We start from the raw sequence: 18,078 nt of genomic DNA, 5'->3' as shown, positions 1-18,078 counted from the left end.
GGTAGTGCTTTTTCATCTTCACCGTTTTTATTCCGACAGTTTTAGCTCTTGGCCAGGCTTAATAATGCTCTTGGCATTGAGCTGGTTCCACTTCATTAAATCCGCGAGCTTCACTTTGTTTTTGCGCGCGATTTTATCTAACGAGTCACCGGACTTTACCTTATAAGTGCTGGCTTTCGCCGCGGGCTTGTCAGCGGTATTACTGCTGGTTTTAGCCTTAGCCGCTTGAGACGTTGTTTGAGCTTTGCTCTGTTTTGGCGTCTCGCTCGAGGCGTTATCTTCGCTTGTCATCGGCGTTAACAAGGTTAACTCTTGGCCGATTTTAATTCTATCGGAGCTGAGGTTGTTTGCCTGCTTTAACTCTTTGACTGAGATATCAAATTTCGCAGCAATTGTGCCTAGGCTATCGCCGGATTTCACAATATAGCTTTGGCTGTCGTAATGTTTTTGCGCGGACAACTGGTGCTGATTCTCTTGATATTGGCCGATGTTTTCAATCGGCAGGGCGATTTGGTATTTGCCCTTACTTGGGATCACGCTTTGGCGATAACCAGGGTTATAGGTTTTAAACTCCGCCTTAGTGAGTCCCGCAGCATTGGCGATTTGGCTGAGTTCAACGCCGTTAGGTGCAGGTAAACGCTCCAAAAATGGGCGATTGGCAATCGGCATCACCTTGAGATTGTAATGGCTAGGTGCGCGGATAATTTGAATAAAGGCCAGCCATTTAGGCACGGTTTGCACTTGGCGAGCTGGAATATTCAGCGACCAGAAATCCGTGGGTTTGCCCTTAGCTTTGTTTCTATCGATAGCGGCTTTGATCACTAGCTCGCCACTGTTATAACCCGCAACGGCGTTGATCCAGTCGTTACCTAAGGTGTCGTGTAAGTGCTGTAAATAGTCGAGTACGGCATCGGTCGAGGCCAGCGCATCTTTACGGCCATCGTAGGCCGAGTTGATGGTCAGGCCAAAATTACGTCCCGTGGCAGGGATCATTTGCCAGAGCCCTGCGGGGCCATTTGCCTGAGCGAGCGGGTTATAACCACTCTCAACAATCGGCAGGAGTGCCAGTTCGAGCGGCATGTTGCGGGCTTCGAGTTGGCTGACAATATAGTATAAAAATGGCTCGGCGCGCTGGGTCACCTGAGTCATAAACTTTTGCTTATCATCGAAAAAGTTACGCTGTTTGCGGACTTCGGCATCGTCATGCACATCAATGGTGCGGGCGTGTTGAATTTTTTCCCACACATCGGCGTAACGCTCGTCGATAACTTCCGTTTCAACATGCTGAGGTTGTGCAGTGTGTTCGCTATTGCCTTCGGCTTCTGGCAAGGCTGCGGCGTATTCCGTAGGCGACGTTTGCGCCGACGTGGTTGCGCAGCCGCTTAGCTGGCCCATCAAGATGGCGACCACGAGCGCAGCTAAGGCATGGGGTTGGCGAAAGGTTTTCCGCATGATTGTCCTGTAATCTGTGATGACTTGGTATTCCATGATTTGGCACATGCTAATCTGTTTTCGCATTTGTGAATAGCTTTGCTGGAAATTTGACCACCTAGGTCTCATTTAGATTTAGCCTCAAATGGGCTAAGATAGCGGTGATTTTTCATAGCAGTGGATTACAGAGTGCAGACGTTAGCGCAGTTAAAAGCGGGACAATTACAAGGGATTACTCGTTTACAATTGGTTGAAAATTTAACCGAGTTCCCGCGGGAGATCTTCGATTTAGCCGATACCCTTGAGATCCTCGACTTATCCAATAACCAGCTCAGTTCACTGCCTGAAGATTTACATCGCTTAACTCATTTGAAGATCTTGTTTGCTTCCAATAACCGCTTTGAAGTGTTGCCCGAAGTGTTAGGTCAGTGCCCTAAACTGGAGATGATTGGCTTTAAGGCGAATCAAATTCGTTCGGTTCCTGAGGCGTCATTGCCCTTGCATACCCGCTGGTTGATCTTAACGGATAACCAAATAACCGCCTTGCCCGAACGTATGGGGCAGTTGTATCGCCTGCAAAAATTAGCCTTAGCGGGCAATCGGTTAACCTCGCTGCCAGCATCCATGGCCCAATGCCATAACCTAGAGCTAGTGCGTTTGTCGGCAAATGCTTTAGCCGCGCTGCCGAATTGGTTGCTTAAGCTGCCTAAACTCACTTGGCTGGCGTTTGCGGGCAATCCCTTTAGTCATACGCTAGTCGACCCCCATGCCGATGTGGCCAGTGTACCCAATGTGTCATTAGCGGATATTGCCCTCGGTGACAAATTGGGTGAGGGCGCCTCGGGTATTATTTATCAGGGGCGTTGGTTAAATCCTGCGATGGTTGCCACCACGGGGACTGAGCAGATCGCGGTTAAGCTATTTAAGGGTGAGGTGACCAGTGACGGTTACCCTGCCGATGAATTGGATTGTTGTTTAACCACGGGCGAGCATCCAAATCTCATCAAGGTTTTAGCGCATATCAGCCAGAAGGATCAGCTAGGGCTAGTGATGGCGTTAATCCCCCAAGGGTTTTATAACTTAGGTTTACCGCCCTCCCTCGAAACCTGCACCCGCGATACCTTTAAGGCGGGGACCGAATTCAGCCTTAAGGACATAGTTAAGATAGCCTTGCAGTTGTCTGAGACTCTCGCGCATATGCACGCCCAGCATATCAGCCATGGTGATGTGTATGCGCACAATATGATGATTAATCAGCAAATGTCACTGCTGTTCGGTGACTTCGGTGCCGCCTCAAACTTAGCAAAATTATCTACATCGGAGCGTAGTGCCATGCAGGCCATTGAGGTGCGGGCGCTGGGTTGTTTGATTGAAGATTTATTGCCCTTTGCTGGTGCTGATAGAGCCGACGCGCTGCGAGCTCAATTGCGGCAGTTAACAGAGCTATGTATGCAACCTGAGTTATCTTGCCGTCCATCTTTTAGGGATATCGCGAAGTTATTAGCCAGATTGTGGCAAGCTCAAGCATGCGAAGTGTAGGAAAACTCAAGGGGTGGTTCCATTGGTGAAAACCGATGCAGAGACATTACAGCAAGAGCGACTAAATCTCATCAGCAATGGAGAGCTGGCATTATGAGTTCGATTTCAAAACTGTTTTGGCTAAGCCTCTGCTTAAGCGCGTTGCTCTCTGTATCTGTTTGGTTGGGATTTTCGGATAAGTTATGGCAGCGGGAACAGCCCGTCGACCAAACTACGCCGCCCAACACAGCGCAGCGTTTCGAGTTTACAGGGACTTTACCCGCCCACACTCAGCTCGAATTAGTGGGTTATTACACTTCCTCCGTGTGTACCCGCAAAGAAATCCGTTTTCCGAGTGGTGATATTGCCAACCCCTATCGCGCCACGCTGAATAAGAGTTCGGTTCTGCGACAGGCCATTGATACGACCGACAATGCCAAACCTTTTAACCTGACGTTAGCCCTGCAAGGGGGTGGAGATTGCGATTGGCAATTAGAGGATTTAGTCCTCGACCTTACCCTGCAGCCAAGTCATCCCATCTGGCAAAAGGTTAAGTCATTAAAAGATGACTATTTACATACGTCACCGCTATTAACATCGAGCGAACCAGCGACCAAAGCCTCGCCCCATGATGGCTTTTATTTGAGTCAGGAGCTGACTATCGAGCCCGTGCTTGCTGGCAGCGAAGAAGATACCAATCTGGTAGCGGCGTTGCCGCTTAGTCTCAATCCCGTGTATTACCCTGTGGTGATTTACAGCCCTAAGACCGATAGCCCCTTTGAGGTAAAGCTTAAGAGTAATCTGCAATCGAGCAGCCGTTTATGGTCAAGCGCGGCGACACAAATGGTGCGTTTTGATAAACAGCCAGTGCTGCGGGTGCAGTTTAATCCCGAAATTCTGCCAGATTATCAAGTGAATGTGTGGCGTCAGCCTGAGCATATCTCGGTTCATTATCCCGATGGCACTGAGTATCGTTATCCGCGCGGGGATGTTCATCTGTATGCCTATGGCAAGCCTGAATCTATGCTCAATACCTTAAGTAAGAGCAGCAAGGCCGAAGATAAGCGATTGTTAGCACATATCTATTGGGCTGGTCATGCGCTGGCGAAGGATGAAGAAAAAGCGCGCAAATACTACCGAGAGGCGGCCGAGGGCGATGACTTGATTGCGATTCAGTGGATGCAATCACAGGCAGCCTATGCGGGCGAGGTTGAGCAGAGCCGTTATTGGCTACAACGCGCGGCAAGGCTTGGGGATGTCGAGGCCAAGTTGGAACTGATTCGTCAGCCATTTGAGACCATACTGCAAGGCAAACCGAATACGGCCGAGGCGAAAAGCGTCCAAGACAGCGCTTGGGAGCAGTTAAATCAGTTGGTTAATCAAGGTGTTCCCGAGGCCATGAGTATGATGGCGCTGTACCAAGCATTGCCTTGGTCGCCCTACCATGATGCAACGGCAGCGTTAACTCACTATCGTATGAGCGTGCAGGCTGATCCAGCCTTAGCCCATAGCGCGGCCAGTGATTACTATTATTTGCTCGAGGATTTTGCACAAAGCCAAGAGTTTTGGCAGATTGCCGCCGAGCGCGACCTCTATGTTGCCGCTGAGTATGCGGATATTCTGTTAAAACCCGACACGCGTGATGCGCACCAAGCGCGCATCTGGCTCGAAAAAGTGGTTTCGCAGGGCGATAAACAAGGCATGCAGCGGGATGTGTTGGGGCGTGCCTATTTTCAGCTTGCGAGCCTACTCGATACGGGCGAAGGTGGCAGTGTTGAGCCAGAGAGCGCCCTTGCGCTCTATCAGCACAGCATTGAACTGGCTAAATCCTTTACGAATGATTACGAAGCTAAGGCCAAGGCAAGAGTACAAGCGCTTGAAAAGCTTTGAGAGTCATGCCAGTTTTAGTGTTTGAACTTGGGATAGTCTAGCCCTATCGTCGCTATGATTATCGATTTATCCCCATATCCAGCTATGCCTTAAATGGCTGCTAACGAGCAATGAAGACTGCCTTGTTAGCGGCAGTACTCTGTATTCTCCTAGGAGCACGTTATGTCCGAATTACCCCATGATTACACGCATATTTATCTTGAGCAGCCCGGCGAGCCTGAGGTGATGCAGCTGACACGCTCGCCATTGCCCGTACCGAGTGCTGGCCAAGTCTTGATTCGTAACCGCGCAGCCGGGGTGAATGGACCCGATATCAAACAAAGGATGGGAATGTATCCACCACCACCTGGGGCATCGCCGATTATTGGGCTGGAAGTCGCGGGGGAGATCTGCGCCTTGGGCGACGGCGTGACTCAATGGCAGTTAGGAGATAAGGTTTGTGCTTTAGTGCCCGGCGGTGGCTACGGTGAGTACACCTTAACCTATGCTGAGCATTGTTTACCTATTCCACAGGGCTTTTCTGAGGTGCAAGCGGCGGCGCTGCCCGAAACCTTTTTCACTGTGTGGGGCAACCTCTTTATGCGCGCGGGACTCAAGGCGGGTGAAACCGTGTTGATCCACGGTGGCTCGGGTGGCATTGGCAGCACGGCGATTTCCCTCGCTAAGCATCTTGGTGCGACCGTGATTGCGACCACGGGGCAGGATGCTAAGCGCGACTATTGCGCCGGATTAGGCGCCCATCTAGTGGTGAACTACAACACCCAGAACTTCGTGGAAGAAGTCATGGCCTTTACCCAAGGCAAGGGCGTCAATGTGGTGTTTGATATTGCTGGTGGCGACTTTATCAACTTGAATCTTCAAGCATTAGCGCTAGATGGCCGCATGGTGTCAGTGTCGACCCAACGTAGCGGTAAGGCAGAGGTGAACATTCTGCAGTTGATGGCCAAACGTATTGTGTGGACGGGATCAACCTTAAGACCGCAGAGCGTTGCGGCAAAAGCCGAAATCGCCAAGCAATTAAGTGAGCAGGTTTGGCCTTTGCTCGATAGTCAGCAAATCGTGCCGCATATCTGTGCCACCTTTCCACTGGCCGAGGCGGCCAAGGCCCATGCGCTGATGCAGTCGGGAGAACATAGAGGCAAAGTCGTATTAACCTTGTGATCCTACCTGGCTACATCTGTGTAAACGCACTCGCCTCAATCCTTTGATGGAGGCGGGCTGCCGAATTAAAACTTGCTGTGATGTTTTTTTAGACTAAAGTCGTTAATGACAAAATTTTTTAGAGACTTTGGCCGAAATTAATGCGTAATAAGTGAAAATTTCATGGTATGAGGCATTGATTATCGGAAATATTCTGTAAAAATACCCAGTTGAAAACGTCAGAGACTTTCCGGCGCGATTCGTGGATCAAAGCAAGCGACGCTTCGCTTATTCAGACTAAAAAACTCATAGTGTATGTGTTGATTTAAGGGTATTGGCATATATGTATAACACAGCAAAGAAACAGGTTTGGTATGGTGAGCTGAGAACATCGAAGGGCACCGCGATTGTCGTCCATGACAACCAGCTGCCAGAGGCTTCCCCTGGACGAATCTACCTCTACAATACCGAACGTGATGCTATTGTTGAGTATGTAGAAGACATCGTAAAAGTGAACCTACATGACTTAGATGATGCAGCGGTAAAAGCGGCTGAAGCTAAGTTTAGCGGCGCATGGAAAGCAGCTCGAGCTCAATTTATGGGCAAGCATCAAGCTCGTATCGACCTGAACAATGTCAAAGATTCAGGCCCTGTTCGTAAGGCTAAAGCTGAAGTTGAGCCTGAAATTGAAACCGATGCCATTGGCGCCGATTTTGATGAAGATTGGGGCGATGATTTCGACGATTAACACTGAGTTTGCCTAGGGCAAATTTGGTTAAGGTAAGGAATAAATCACTTTATTCCTTACCAGCTTTTCCTTCCTTTATTCGAAAAACCTATCCCAAAACGCATTCATTTTAGCCTTCAATATCAAATTGATAGCGGCTGATATGATGGTAGATTTTCCCCGGTACTAACCAAGCGTCATCACCCAGTAGGGGTTGATTAGGCGAGTCAGGTAATTTTTGCGGTTCAATACACACGCCCTGATAGGCATTCAAACTTTGTTGGTTTCGCCCTAGGGTTCCCGCTAAAAAGTTCGCGCAGTAGAGCTGCACGCCGGGCTGATTGGTAAAGACTGTCATGGCGCGACCACTGACGGGGCTCGATAGGCAGCCAAAGCGGCGCAGCGCGCCATCGGGATTGTCCAAGAGATAACAATGATCATAACCTTGGGTGCTGGCCAGCGCCGGATCTTGGAGTTTGTCCCCAAGAGTAACGCCTTGAGTTAAATCGAAAATACTGTTTTTGACCTCGGCAATTCCCGTAGGCACGCCCACCTCATTCATGGTGAGGTAGCGCGTCGCATCGATTTGCATCCGATGTTGATGATTATTCGGCAGGCCGTCGAGGTTGAAGTAGGAATGCTGCGTCAGACTGACGGGGCAAGGTTTATCCACCGAGGCGAGGATTTCCACATAGAGATTATTGGCTGCGAGGCGATAGTCTAACTGGACAGTGCAATTGCCGGGGAACCCCATGTCGCCATCAGGGCTGACTAACGATAAACGCACACCGTCGGGAAGTTGGCCTAAGTGCCAGTTTTTTCGATTAAAACCTTCGCGGCCGCCGTGCAAGCAGTTGCTGGCCTGATTGATATCCAGTTGATATTCATGCCCTTGATATTGCATCTTGCCCATCGCAATTCGGTTGGCAAAGCGCCCTGCGATAGCGCCAAGGTGGGCGTTTTGGGTTAGATAGTCTTCGGCACTGTCGCAGCCAAGCACGATATTGGCGCGTTGGCCCTGTTTATCGGGCGTCCAAAGTGAGCGAATAATGCCACCTAAGCTGAGCACTTCTAAGGCGATGATGCCATTGTCTATCCGCACACGTTCGATTTCACCGCCGCGGGGATCGGTCCAAGGATCGAGTACACTGAAACGCACCATTTAGTTTCCCTCTAATGTGATTTAACCGCTTGATTTTGCCTCTTAAAAACAACAAATACCATAGGATTCAAGGTTGAATTCGTATGGTATTTGTCTGGAAGAATGGATTGAGCGTGATTGACGGACTAGCTGTCGATGCGACCCGCGCCCGCGCTCGCCGAGCAGAGATACACAGTGGCATCGATTCCAGTCTGCTCATAAAATGCATGCTCGACCGCCGAGACTACGGCATCGGTGAGTTCGTGATCCACTAGGGCGACAACACAACCGTCGGTCATGCGAATGCCGCCACGCTCTCCAATCACTTGGCCGACTATGTCCACCAAAGTGTCAAATTCGGGCAGTGTCACCTCAAAATCATCCCGCAGAGATTGATGGGACTGTACCATTAACAAACTGAATTTAGATAGATTATTTTGCTCTAGCGCCCGAGCTGCACTCTGGGTGCGTTTGTTTTCGGTGACGACGTGTTTGGCTCGGCGATACAGGGTGTCATCCAATTGATCTTTAGCACTTTCGAGTTGGCGCAGGTCGAGGTGGCGCAGGGCATCGAGGCCAAAAAAGTCGGCAGCCTGTGCGCATTCTTCACGGCGTTGTTGATTTATCGCCGCCAGACGTTGTTTCTCGATATGGGCATCGATAATGATAAGGCTGAGGTTTTCAGGGATCGCAATAGGCTCGCTATCCAGATCCAGACAATCGATGAGCAGGGCATGATCCGGTTCGCCCATGGCGCAGATCATATGGTCCATGATGCTGCAAGCCGATGAGACATAACGATATTCACCGCGCTGAGCGAGTTGTGCTACCGCCATAGGAGATAAATGCAGTTGGCTGCTGTCGCTAATGGCGGTGCCAAAGGCGACGACTAAGGCGCCGGAGGAAGACAGGCCCGCGGCTAATGGCACATCGCCGACAACCGCTAAGTCTAAACCTTTGGCGATAAGCCCAGTGTTGGCCATGGCCACAGTTAGGCCTTTGAGATAATTGACCCAACCATCTTCGTGATTGATTTCGGTGTCTTTACCGAAGCTCCATTCCTTGATTTGTCCCGGAAAGGCGTCGGCAACGGCGCGAAACTTATTGTCCTCTCGGCGCTTAACGGCAATCACAGTATGAAAATTAATGGCGGCGGGTAACACGAAGCCGTCGTTGTAATCCGTATATTCACCGATCAAATTAACCCGACCTGGGGCTTGGTATAAATCATCGGCTTTAGTGCCAAAGGTTTGGACAAATAACTTAGTGGCGCGCTGCGCAGGGTTCGACATGCTGAGAAGACTTCCAAAAAAGCTGAGCTAAATTGCGTTCTTGTCTTCGATTTATATCACGACTAACTCGGCCTTGTAACTGAGATTTTGTAGGGTATAGACGATAGTCTCGTTAGGGAAAATCGATACAGAACAAGCAACCGATTAGTTTTGCCTAACGCATCACTGCAATTAGTTGATTTTGATTGTTTTTAACATTTTAAGGGGAGAGGTAAGTTGGCTCAGGAGGTTTAATTTCCTGAGCCAACATCAGCCTAAATAAGATGATTTTTATTCAAGGCTAGATTAGACCGAACCAGAGGTCGCGTTAGCGTTGATTGGTGACTTGTCGGCATTGGCTTCGGCCTCTGCGCGGGTTTCTGAATCGGGTAATAATTCATGGATCACATGGTCGACAAAACCCGCACCCGCCGCTTCGTACAAGTTATACACGCTGTGTACGCCAGAGGTTCTCAGTGAGGCGGCATCATCGCCATATTGTACGATGGCGCTGAGTTTACCTTGATAGTTCAGCTTCTTAAGCTGTTCAACGGCGAACAGATTACCCGCATGGTGCGGCATGGCCAGTAGCACTAACTCAAGATTTGGCGCTCTGTCGAGCTTCTCCCAAAAGTCGGTATCCGCGGCGTCACCTTGCACTACGTTGCGGCCATTGGCACGGTGTAAATCCACCAGTTCCTGCTTGTGTTCAATCCCGAGGATTTCACCATCGAAACGCGCGCGCAGTTCATCGTAGGCTCCGCTACCAATGCGGCCCATACCTAAGATCAAGAAGCGGGGATTACCAATGGCAATCGGTCGGTCTTCGGGGTGCAACGGGGGCTTCTCGAGTCGAATCAGACGTTGTTGGAAACGTTGATAAATATTGCCCACGGTAGCGTTGAGTGGCGCCGCAAATAAGAAGCTGAAACTTAAGGCGACCGCGATAATCACCAGCCATTGTGGTGGTAGCCAACCTTTGCTGGTGGCAACGGCGGCCACGATAAGGCCGAACTCAGAGAAGTTACCTAAGTTGAATGAGGCCAGCATAGAGGTGCGTGAACGCAGCTTGAATCGTGTCAGTAAGTAGACGAATAACAGGATTTTTAACGGCACTAATAGCACTAATAAGGCCGCGAGTACTACATCAGATACTGTGGGTAAGCCGTTGAGGCCAATGGTTAAGAAGAAGGCGACAAGGAAGAGTTCTTTAAAGTAGAACAAGGATTTGGCCAGCTCAGAGGCCTTTTTATGCCCCGCGAGTAAAATCCCGATGATCAGCGCGCCGAGATCCGGTTTGAGGCCGACGGATTCAAATAACCAAGCGCCGACAACCAGCGCCATCACTAATCCAAATAGCACTAAGAGTTCGCCGTGACCGACACGGTCGAAGGCTTTGTAAATTAGCGGTTTTGCCAGAGGCAACAGCAATAATGCCAGCGCCCAGACAGACGGAATTGCGCCCTTAGAAATAGTTAAGAAAACGACGGCAAAAATATCCTGCATAATCAGGATACCAATGGCGACACGGCCATAGAGGGACTGCACATCGCCTTTATCTTCCAATACCTTAATCGCGAATACCGTACTGGAGAAGCTGAGCGCAAAGGCGATTAATGACAGCTGTGCCACGCTCAAACCGTCGAGCTGGCTTAAGCCAATCAGGCCGAGGATTTTGAGGATGGGAATAAACAGCACCATGGAGAGCACTAAATGTATGCTCGAGCCCGCCCACACTTCGGCCTTAAAGAGGCTACGAATATCGAGTTTAAGACCAATGGCAAACAATAATAAGGTGACACCGAGATTAGCGAGTTCTTGCAGCAGCGGCAGGCTTTCTTTCTCAATACCAAAAACAAAGAGTACAAAGCCTGCCACTAAGTAGCCGATCAGGGGAGGCAGCCCTATGCGGCTAACCAGCATGCCGCAAATAAGTGTAATGATAAGAATAGCCGGTTCCATAATGCTCCAATCTAAAAAGTCCACGTTAAACAGGGATTGTATAAGAAATCGATGACAGCGTGATAAAAAAGCGGACTTTTAATGAAAAAAGTCCGCTTTTTATTGGTTTTACGCTAAAACGGCGCAGTGATAAATTGGCGTTTTAGCTGAGATTATTTCACTAAGTGATCTAAATGGGCGGCAAATTCCTTCGGTCCCATAAAGCCAGTCACTCTTAGATCTTCCCTCTGCTCACCTTGCTCGTTAAACATCAGCAGTGTAGGTAGGCCCAGCACGTTGTATTTCTCTAGCAGTGCGACATCTATGGCATCGCTCTTAGTCACGTCGGCCTGCAATAACACTATCTTGTTCATCCGTGCTAATACTTCGGCGTCCTTAAAGGTGATGGCCTCAAACTCTTTACAGGCCACACACCAATCGGCATAAAGATCCAGCATCACAGGTTTGCCCGCCGCTGTTGCTGCGGCGATTTCACGGTCTAAATCTTCAATAGATTTAATGCGTTTAAAGCCGTGCTCCTGCTCGGTTGTCGCCACTGTGCCCATTGACGTATGGGTAAAGCCAAACTGGCCCATGACAGCTTGGAAACCGTAGGAGAAACTGGCCAACAGCGTGAGTGTCAGTAGCACTGAGCGCACGGTTTGTTTCCAGTTGAAGGCGCTGAGTTTGTTTTGGTGCATCAGGTAACCGGTGAAGCTAATGCCCCAGAGTGACCAGAGCACATCGGAAACCACACCAGTCCAAATGCGGCCAAGCATCACAATCGATACCGCAATCAGGAGGAAACCGAACACGGTTTTAATGATGTTCATCCAAGCGCCAGCGCGTGGCAGTAACTTACCACCCGAGGTACCAATGATGAGTAGCGGCACACCCATACCCATACTCAGTACGTAGAGCGCGAGGAAACCTTGTAATAAATCGCCGGTTTGTGCCACATAGACTAAGGCGCCTGAGAGCGGGGCCGTTGTGCAAGGTGAGGCCACTAATCCTGAGATCACCCCCATCAAAAACACGCCAACTAAATTGCCGCCCTTTTGATTGTTGGAAATTGAGTTCATCTTCTCCTGCCAACTAGAAGGCAGTTTGAGATCGTACAAGCCAAACATGGATAAACTGAGTACAAAGAACAGGATAGCTAAAAAGATCAGCACGGCGGGATGCTGTAGCGCCGCTTGGTATTTCATCCCCGCAGAGGCAACCACTAGACCTAAAATCGAGTAGGTGATCGCCATACCTTGCACATAGGCCATCGACAGGGTGAAGGCCTTAGCGGTTGATAGTTTTTGCCCTTGGCCTACAATAATGCCCGATAGGATAGGGTACATAGGGAAGACGCAAGGCGTGAGCGCCAGACCAATCCCTAGGCCGAAGAAGATCACTAAGGTCCAGAGTAAACTGTCGTTAGACAGCATCTGGCTTAGGCTGTCCTGCTGAGTAATAGGTTGGCTTGGGGCGCTGCTAGTTTGCTTAGCGTCAGCAGAGGCGGCAGGTTCAGTCGTTTCGTTGCTGTCTGCGCCAGTTGCAATATTCCCATCATTGGCCGCGACAGCCTTTAGGGTCACGTCCCGCTTGGTCGGTGGATAACAGAGTTTACCCTCGGCGCAGCCCATAAAGGTCACGGTTAAGGTGCCGTTATCATCGGCTTGTTTCAGGCCAACGGGAATATCGATATAGGTGTAGTAAACCTCTTGCTCACCGAAATATTCGTCGTTGTGGGGCTTACCCTTTGGCAGGTCGATGGTGCCAAGTTCGGCGCCATTGACGCTAAATTTGAGCTTATCCCGATACATATAGTAGCCGTCGGCAATGACCCAATTGAGGGTGACCTTATTACCTTCTTGCTTAAAATCGAAGGCAAAGGCTTGATCGACAGGCATTAACTCGGGTTCGCTTTTTAGAAAACCAAAGCTATTGGCGAAGGCGTTGCCACTTAGGGTGAGAGGCGTAAAGAGCAGTAACGCGGTGAAAACAAGGCTAAGTAGTTTTTTCATGGCTGAGTGTTATCTTTTATCCAATCTAAGTAGGCTGGTAGCCCGTGAGTCACGGGTACGGCAATAATTTCAGGCACTTGATAAGGGTGGAGTTGAAGCACAAGCTGTTCTAACTCGGCATAGCGGCTTTGTAAACATTTAATGTGTAAGCTAATTTCTTGCTCCTCACAGATTTTTCCTTCCCATGCATAAATGGAGCGGATCGGCGCCGAAATATGTACACAGGCGGCGATGCGCGCTTCCACTAAGGCACGTGCAATGCGCTTTGCTTGAACTTCATCTGGGCAACTGGTGCTGACCACAAGATATTGAGCTTGCATGGTGTGAGGTATCGTCCCTTAACAATCTTAAACTTCGCTTAAGCCTATTAGGCTAAGCTACTTTACGTGTTTTTATGGTCTCATACATTAACCGGGTAATAAAAGAGTGAGCTAAATATCAGAAGTTTCACTCCCTTACCGACAGCGCCAGCCAAGAGACTTGAATTAAGACCGGATAGCCCCCATTTAGTTTTCAAGTAAGCGAGATAAATCTGAGGTCGGTATGTTTTTAATCCTGTTTTTATTATTTGTGCTGATCCCAGTTATCGAACTGTCAGTGTTAATTCGCGTGGGCGAGGTGCTCGGCACTTGGACCACTATTGGTCTGGTGTTATTTACCGCCGTGTTGGGTGTGTCCCTCGTGCGTAGCCAAGGGCTGAGCACGCTGATGCAAGTGCAGCAAAAACTCACGCGAGGCGAGGCGCCAGGGCAGGAAATTGTCGAAGGCATGATGTTAGCCATGGCGGGTGTATTGCTGGTTATCCCTGGCTTTGTGACTGATTTTATTGGCCTATTATTACTCACACCCTTAACGCGCCGCCCGATTGCCGCCTTAGTGTTTAAGCGTATGCAGCTGCGCGTGGTGTCTGGTTTACAGGGCGGAATGCGCGGCGGTTTTGGTACGGGTCCATTTGGACCTCATTCAGGCTCACAGTCGAATCCATTTGGCCAATCCCCCTTTGAGCAACATACTCACTCCGACGGCAATGTGTATGAAGGGGACTTTGAGCATAAGGCTGATCCGAGCGATAAACGCCCCGAGAGTCATCAATTGATCGACCAAGACCTTGATGCGAAAGCGAATGAGCCTAAAGACGCTCAGCCAAAAGATCCAAAACCTTAGTTACATATCCCGACAGCTAAGCTGTACTCAGGCATTATTCTGCAAGCTCCCATGGGTAACCCTCTGGGAGCTTGTTTTTATTTGGGCTTTGTCGCAATAGTCTGCGGTGGATCACTTGCCTCACCTTTGCTTCGATTTAGGGGCGTACTATAGTAAACCTCGAACATATTATTCATGGAGGTTGAATATGCACTTAACTAAGTTAAAGCTGATGTCGGGATTGTTGTCCGTCGTAACTTGCTCGCTGATCACCTATAGCGCCGTGGCAGGGCCTTTAGATCCAAATTGCGACCCTGAAAAAGTTGCCAAGAATGCCGCGGTCAAGGCTACTACTGGCGTGAGTGGTCGCTGTACTCCCGAGAAAGCCGCCGAGCGTACGGCGAAAGATGCCAAGGATGCCGTTGGGGATGCTAAGGATAAAGTGACGGATTCGGTCAGTGATAAGGTCGATGATATTAAACCCGACGATAAGCTATCCGACAAAGCCTCCGATGCGCTAAAGCAAGATAAGCACGAACACGACAAGCACGATAAGAAAGAGGGTGTCGATGCTAAGAAAGTCGTGAAAAAGGTCGTCAATTAACGCCGGGCTCGATAGTCATTCACTCTTACCGCGCCTAGATTTTATGCTAACCAAGCTGAAATCTAGGCGTTTTTGTATTCGGCTTAAGTGGATAATCAAGAGAAGGAAAGGGCCAATCGATGAGCAATACTACATCGATCGGCCACGCCGGGAAGCGTTTAGGGAGAGTGACGTGCTAGTTGGTGCTCGCCACTGCATTCGGTTTGATGTTAAAGGCCAAACTGTACATCACTGGCAGCACTATCAGGGTCAGTAATGAGGCAAAACCTAAACCAAAGATGATAGTGATCGCCATCGAGCCGAAAAAGGCGTCGGGGATCAGCGGGATCATCCCGAGCATAGTAGTGATCGCCGCCATTAATACGGGGCGCACACGACTCACACTCGAATCGACAAGGGCGGCATAGGCGGGTTTACCTTCACCGAGCTCGAGGTTGATTTGATCAACCAACACAATGCCGTTTTTAATCACCATGCCCGAGAGGCTCAGCAGGCCTAGCAGCGCCATAAAGCTAAAGGGGGCATCGAAAATCAATAATCCCGCCGAGACACCAATCAAGGCCAGTGGCACGGTAAACCAAATCACTAAGGGCTGACGCACAGAGTTAAACAGGAACACTGTGATTAAAAACATCGCCAAGTAACCCATAGGAATCGAGCTAAATACCGCGGTTTGGGCTTCGCCTGCAGTCTCATACTCGCCGCCCCATTCGAGGTGGTAACCAGCGGGAAGACTGATGGCTTCAACCTTATCCTTCACTTTACGCAGCACAGAATCGGCTGTCTCATCGCTGCCAAGCTTTGGATCGGCCAGAACCGCTAACATCCGCATCCGGTCGCGACGCTTCACCAACGGGTTTTCCCACTGGGTTTCGAACTGGCTCACCACTTGGGTGGCTGGCACGAAGGTGTTGTGCTCGGTACTCCAAATTTGCAGTTTCCACAGGCTGTCGGCCTGTAAGCGCTCTTCGGCGGGCGCACGGGCAACGATAGGCAGCAAATGGCTGGTTTCACGGTACAGGCCAATCTGTTTGCCGCTAAAGTTGATGAGCAGTGCGTTATCCAGATCTTGCTTACTGATCCCGGTTTCCCTCGCCTGAGCATTTTGCAGCTGCGGGCGGATCAGCGGCACTTGATTGCGCCAGTCATGGCGAACACCGTCCATCGTTGGTTCTGCATGGAAAATCGCTTCGGCCTGCGCGCCTAATGCACGCAGCACTTCGGGGTCATCACCGTAGAAACGAGCCTCAATCTTCGCGGCGGGAGACGGGCCGTTTTCCATATTCTTGAATCGATATTGCGCCTGCGGGAATCGTTTATTTAACTGTCCTTCTAACTCAGACATATAGACTTTGAGCGACGCTAAATCCTCCATCTCGATGATCAACTGGGCAAAGGCGGGGTAGCCTTTCTCGGGTTGATAGGGCAGGACGAAACGCTGCGCACCTTGGCCAATCACTGTGGTTAAGTGTTTTAGGCCGCTGTGTTGTTCCTCGGCTTGCTTGAGTAGCATCTGCTCAATATCGGCGGTAAAGCGTTCTGTGCCTTTGATATCCGTGCCTTCAGGCATCCAAATATCCACAAAGAAGATTGGCGTATTTGACGCTGGGAAGAACACATTTTTGATATGCCCAAAGCCAATTACCGCAGTAACGAGCATGGCACCGACCAAGAGAATACTGGTGAGCCTAAAACGCAGGGCAAAGGTTAAACTCGCGCGGTATAAGCTAAAGAACCAGCCCTTGTATGGGTCCTGTTCTTCATCGTCTGCTGGTGCATCTTTAAAGAGCAAGTGGCAGAAGAAAGGTGTCAGGGTGATCGCAGTAATCCAACTGATAAATAAAGAGATCATTAACACTTGGAACAGGGAGCGACAAAACTCACCGGCGGCATTTTGTGATAAACCAATCGGCGCAAAGGCGATAATCGCGATCACTGTGGCGCCAAGTAGCGGCCACTGGGTTTGCGACACAATTTGTTTTGCGGCTTCGAGGCGAGTCTTACCCCGGCGCAGGCCAATCAGAATACCTTCCGTCACCACAATGGCGTTATCGACCAGCATACCAAGCGCGATGATCAGGGCGCCGAGGGAGATGAGTTGCAGCTCAATGCCCAGTACTTTCATCACGATAAAAGTGCCGAGAATGGTCAGCAGCAGGATTAATCCCATCAGTAAGCCAGAGCGTAAGCCCATAAACAGCAATAGCACGGCAATAACGATGGCAATCGATTCTAATAGGTTGATTAAAAAGCCATTAACTGTGTCATCTACCGCCAGACTCTGGTTATAAACCGTGTCTAGGTTCATCCCAATCGGCCGCTGTGATTCTAGCTCGGAAAGGCGCTGGCTAACGCTTTTACCCACTTCAACCACGTTAACGCCGCTTGAGAAGGAAATCCCCAGTGATAAAGCTGTCTCGCCACGGTTGTGATAGAGCACACTCGGGGTCTCGTCGTAATCTTTCTCAATATTGGCAATATCCCCTAAATAAATGAGTTCGGTGCTACCCGGTGGGCTGACAATCAGACGCGCCAGATCCTGCACACTGCTGAATTCACCCGTAGGGTGGATACGAATGCGATTATCGCCAACGACTAAACTCCCGGCGTTGGATACTACGTTTTGGTTGTTGATAAGACCGTAGATATAGTTTTGATCTAGCCCCAGTGCCGAGAGTTTTTGCTGTGATATTTCAATCACCACTTGCTCGGTTACACTGCCCGCGACTGAGACTTTTTTCACCCCTGGCACTAGCACTAATTCGCGGCGCAAATAGTCGGCATAGTTGGTTAATTCGCGGTTGCTGTAATCCGGGCCTGAGAGGTTAAACAAAATCCCATAGACGTCGCCAAAGTCGTCATAGACCTTGGGCGAGGTGCTGCCGGGGGGCAGTTGTCCTGCGGTATCGTTAACCTTACGGCGCACTTCATCCCACACCTGTGGCAGGCTGGTTTTGTCGTAGGTTTCTTTAATCTCAATTTGGATCTGCGACAGGCCTGCACTGTTGATTGAGGTCACGTGCTTAACCGCATCGAGCTGCTGTAATGCATCTTCGAGGGGCAGGGTCACCTCCTCTTCGACTTGCTCGGGGGATGCGCCCGGGTAAGCGGTGATCACTAGGGCTTCTTTAATGGTAAATTCGGGAAATTCTAATTGCCCAAGGCCCGTAAAACTGACGCCGCCACCCACGAGTAGCAGCAACACAAACATCCAGCTGATGACTTTGTGGCGAATGGAATACTCAGCAATATTCATG

13 protein-coding genes are annotated in these 18,078 nt (G+C 49.9%); 6 read left to right on the top strand and 7 right to left on the bottom strand.

All coding sequences use genetic code 11. From position 1 onward, the window contains the following. Positions 1-27: 27 nt before the first annotated feature. Complete coding sequence (locus N5E87_RS18205) at positions 28-1,452, bottom strand: LysM peptidoglycan-binding domain-containing protein (RefSeq protein WP_279775623.1); 1,425 nt, start codon at positions 1,450-1,452, stop codon at positions 28-30. Positions 1,453-1,620: 168 nt separating this feature from the next. On the opposite strand from N5E87_RS18205, the gene N5E87_RS18200 reads away from it, so the two are divergent. From N5E87_RS18200 to N5E87_RS18185, 4 genes are all read left to right on the top strand, one after another. Continuing rightward, positions 1,621-2,970, top strand: a complete 1,350-nt coding sequence (locus tag N5E87_RS18200) for a leucine-rich repeat-containing protein kinase family protein (protein ID WP_279775622.1) — start codon at positions 1,621-1,623, stop codon at positions 2,968-2,970. 93 nt (positions 2,971-3,063) lie between these two features. Then, positions 3,064-4,839: a sel1 repeat family protein gene (locus tag N5E87_RS18195; protein ID WP_279775621.1), complete on the top strand. Its 1,776-nt coding sequence runs from the start codon at positions 3,064-3,066 to the stop codon at positions 4,837-4,839. Positions 4,840-5,001: 162 nt separating this feature from the next. After that, entirely contained in the window at positions 5,002-6,000 is a 999-nt protein-coding gene (locus tag N5E87_RS18190) for an NAD(P)H-quinone oxidoreductase (RefSeq protein WP_279770288.1), read from the top strand. A gap of 322 nt (positions 6,001-6,322) precedes the next feature. Beyond that, a complete protein-coding gene (locus tag N5E87_RS18185; protein WP_011718360.1) occupies positions 6,323-6,727 on the top strand; it encodes a hypothetical protein in 405 nt (134 codons plus the stop codon). Between the two features lie 109 nt (positions 6,728-6,836). On the opposite strand, the gene N5E87_RS18180 is transcribed toward N5E87_RS18185, so the two are convergent. The 5 genes from N5E87_RS18180 to cutA form a co-directional block, all read right to left on the bottom strand. Next, on the bottom strand, positions 6,837-7,868 hold the full coding sequence (locus N5E87_RS18180; protein WP_279770286.1) for a galactose mutarotase: 1,032 nt from the start codon (positions 7,866-7,868) through the stop codon (positions 6,837-6,839). A gap of 125 nt (positions 7,869-7,993) precedes the next feature. After that, positions 7,994-9,139, bottom strand: coding sequence for a galactokinase (gene galK, locus N5E87_RS18175; RefSeq protein ID WP_279775620.1), 1,146 nt, complete (start codon positions 9,137-9,139; stop codon positions 7,994-7,996). Positions 9,140-9,424: 285 nt separating this feature from the next. Beyond that, positions 9,425-11,080, bottom strand: coding sequence for a cation:proton antiporter family protein (locus tag N5E87_RS18170; protein ID WP_086902167.1), 1,656 nt, complete (start codon positions 11,078-11,080; stop codon positions 9,425-9,427). Between the two features lie 152 nt (positions 11,081-11,232). After that, complete coding sequence (locus tag N5E87_RS18165; protein WP_279770282.1) at positions 11,233-13,074, bottom strand: protein-disulfide reductase DsbD; 1,842 nt, start codon at positions 13,072-13,074, stop codon at positions 11,233-11,235. Beyond that, a complete protein-coding gene (cutA, locus tag N5E87_RS18160; protein WP_088210103.1) occupies positions 13,071-13,394 on the bottom strand; it encodes a divalent-cation tolerance protein CutA in 324 nt (107 codons plus the stop codon). The genes N5E87_RS18165 and cutA overlap by 4 nt, the downstream gene beginning before the upstream one ends. A 223-nt stretch (positions 13,395-13,617) precedes the next feature. On the opposite strand from cutA, the gene N5E87_RS18155 reads away from it, so the two are divergent. Further along, a complete protein-coding gene (locus N5E87_RS18155; RefSeq protein ID WP_088210104.1) occupies positions 13,618-14,238 on the top strand; it encodes an FxsA family protein in 621 nt (206 codons plus the stop codon). 187 nt (positions 14,239-14,425) lie between these two features. Next, on the top strand, positions 14,426-14,821 hold the full coding sequence (locus N5E87_RS18150) for a hypothetical protein (RefSeq protein ID WP_088210105.1): 396 nt from the start codon (positions 14,426-14,428) through the stop codon (positions 14,819-14,821). A 175-nt stretch (positions 14,822-14,996) separates the two neighbouring features. On the opposite strand, the gene N5E87_RS18145 is transcribed toward N5E87_RS18150, so the two are convergent. Continuing rightward, positions 14,997-18,077, bottom strand: coding sequence for an efflux RND transporter permease subunit (locus N5E87_RS18145; RefSeq protein ID WP_088210106.1), 3,081 nt, complete (start codon positions 18,075-18,077; stop codon positions 14,997-14,999). Position 18,078 lies beyond the last annotated feature (1 nt).

The sequence above is a fragment of the Shewanella sp. GD03713 genome (assembly GCF_029843705.1).
In the GTDB taxonomy this organism is placed as follows: domain Bacteria; phylum Pseudomonadota; class Gammaproteobacteria; order Enterobacterales; family Shewanellaceae; genus Shewanella.
Note: the sequence above shows the minus strand (reverse complement) of the source record. Positions and strands in the feature narration are given on the sequence as shown.

Excerpts from the sequence above, each read along its gene's own strand:
- N5E87_RS18205 (WP_279775623.1), bottom strand. The coding sequence starts at position 1,452 with ATGCGGAAAACCTTTCGCCAACCCCATGCCTTAGCTGCGCTCGTGGTC.
- N5E87_RS18195 (WP_279775621.1), top strand. The coding sequence starts at position 3,064 with ATGAGTTCGATTTCAAAACTGTTTTGGCTAAGCCTCTGCTTAAGCGCG.
- N5E87_RS18190 (WP_279770288.1), top strand. The coding sequence starts at position 5,002 with ATGTCCGAATTACCCCATGATTACACGCATATTTATCTTGAGCAGCCC.
- N5E87_RS18185 (WP_011718360.1), top strand. The coding sequence starts at position 6,323 with ATGTATAACACAGCAAAGAAACAGGTTTGGTATGGTGAGCTGAGAACA.
- N5E87_RS18180 (WP_279770286.1), bottom strand. The coding sequence starts at position 7,868 with ATGGTGCGTTTCAGTGTACTCGATCCTTGGACCGATCCCCGCGGCGGT.
- galK (WP_279775620.1), bottom strand. The coding sequence starts at position 9,139 with ATGTCGAACCCTGCGCAGCGCGCCACTAAGTTATTTGTCCAAACCTTT.
- N5E87_RS18170 (WP_086902167.1), bottom strand. The coding sequence starts at position 11,080 with ATGGAACCGGCTATTCTTATCATTACACTTATTTGCGGCATGCTGGTT.
- N5E87_RS18165 (WP_279770282.1), bottom strand. The coding sequence starts at position 13,074 with ATGAAAAAACTACTTAGCCTTGTTTTCACCGCGTTACTGCTCTTTACG.
- cutA (WP_088210103.1), bottom strand. The coding sequence starts at position 13,394 with ATGCAAGCTCAATATCTTGTGGTCAGCACCAGTTGCCCAGATGAAGTT.
- N5E87_RS18155 (WP_088210104.1), top strand. The coding sequence starts at position 13,618 with ATGTTTTTAATCCTGTTTTTATTATTTGTGCTGATCCCAGTTATCGAA.
- N5E87_RS18150 (WP_088210105.1), top strand. The coding sequence starts at position 14,426 with ATGCACTTAACTAAGTTAAAGCTGATGTCGGGATTGTTGTCCGTCGTA.
- N5E87_RS18145 (WP_088210106.1), bottom strand. The coding sequence starts at position 18,077 with ATGAATATTGCTGAGTATTCCATTCGCCACAAAGTCATCAGCTGGATG.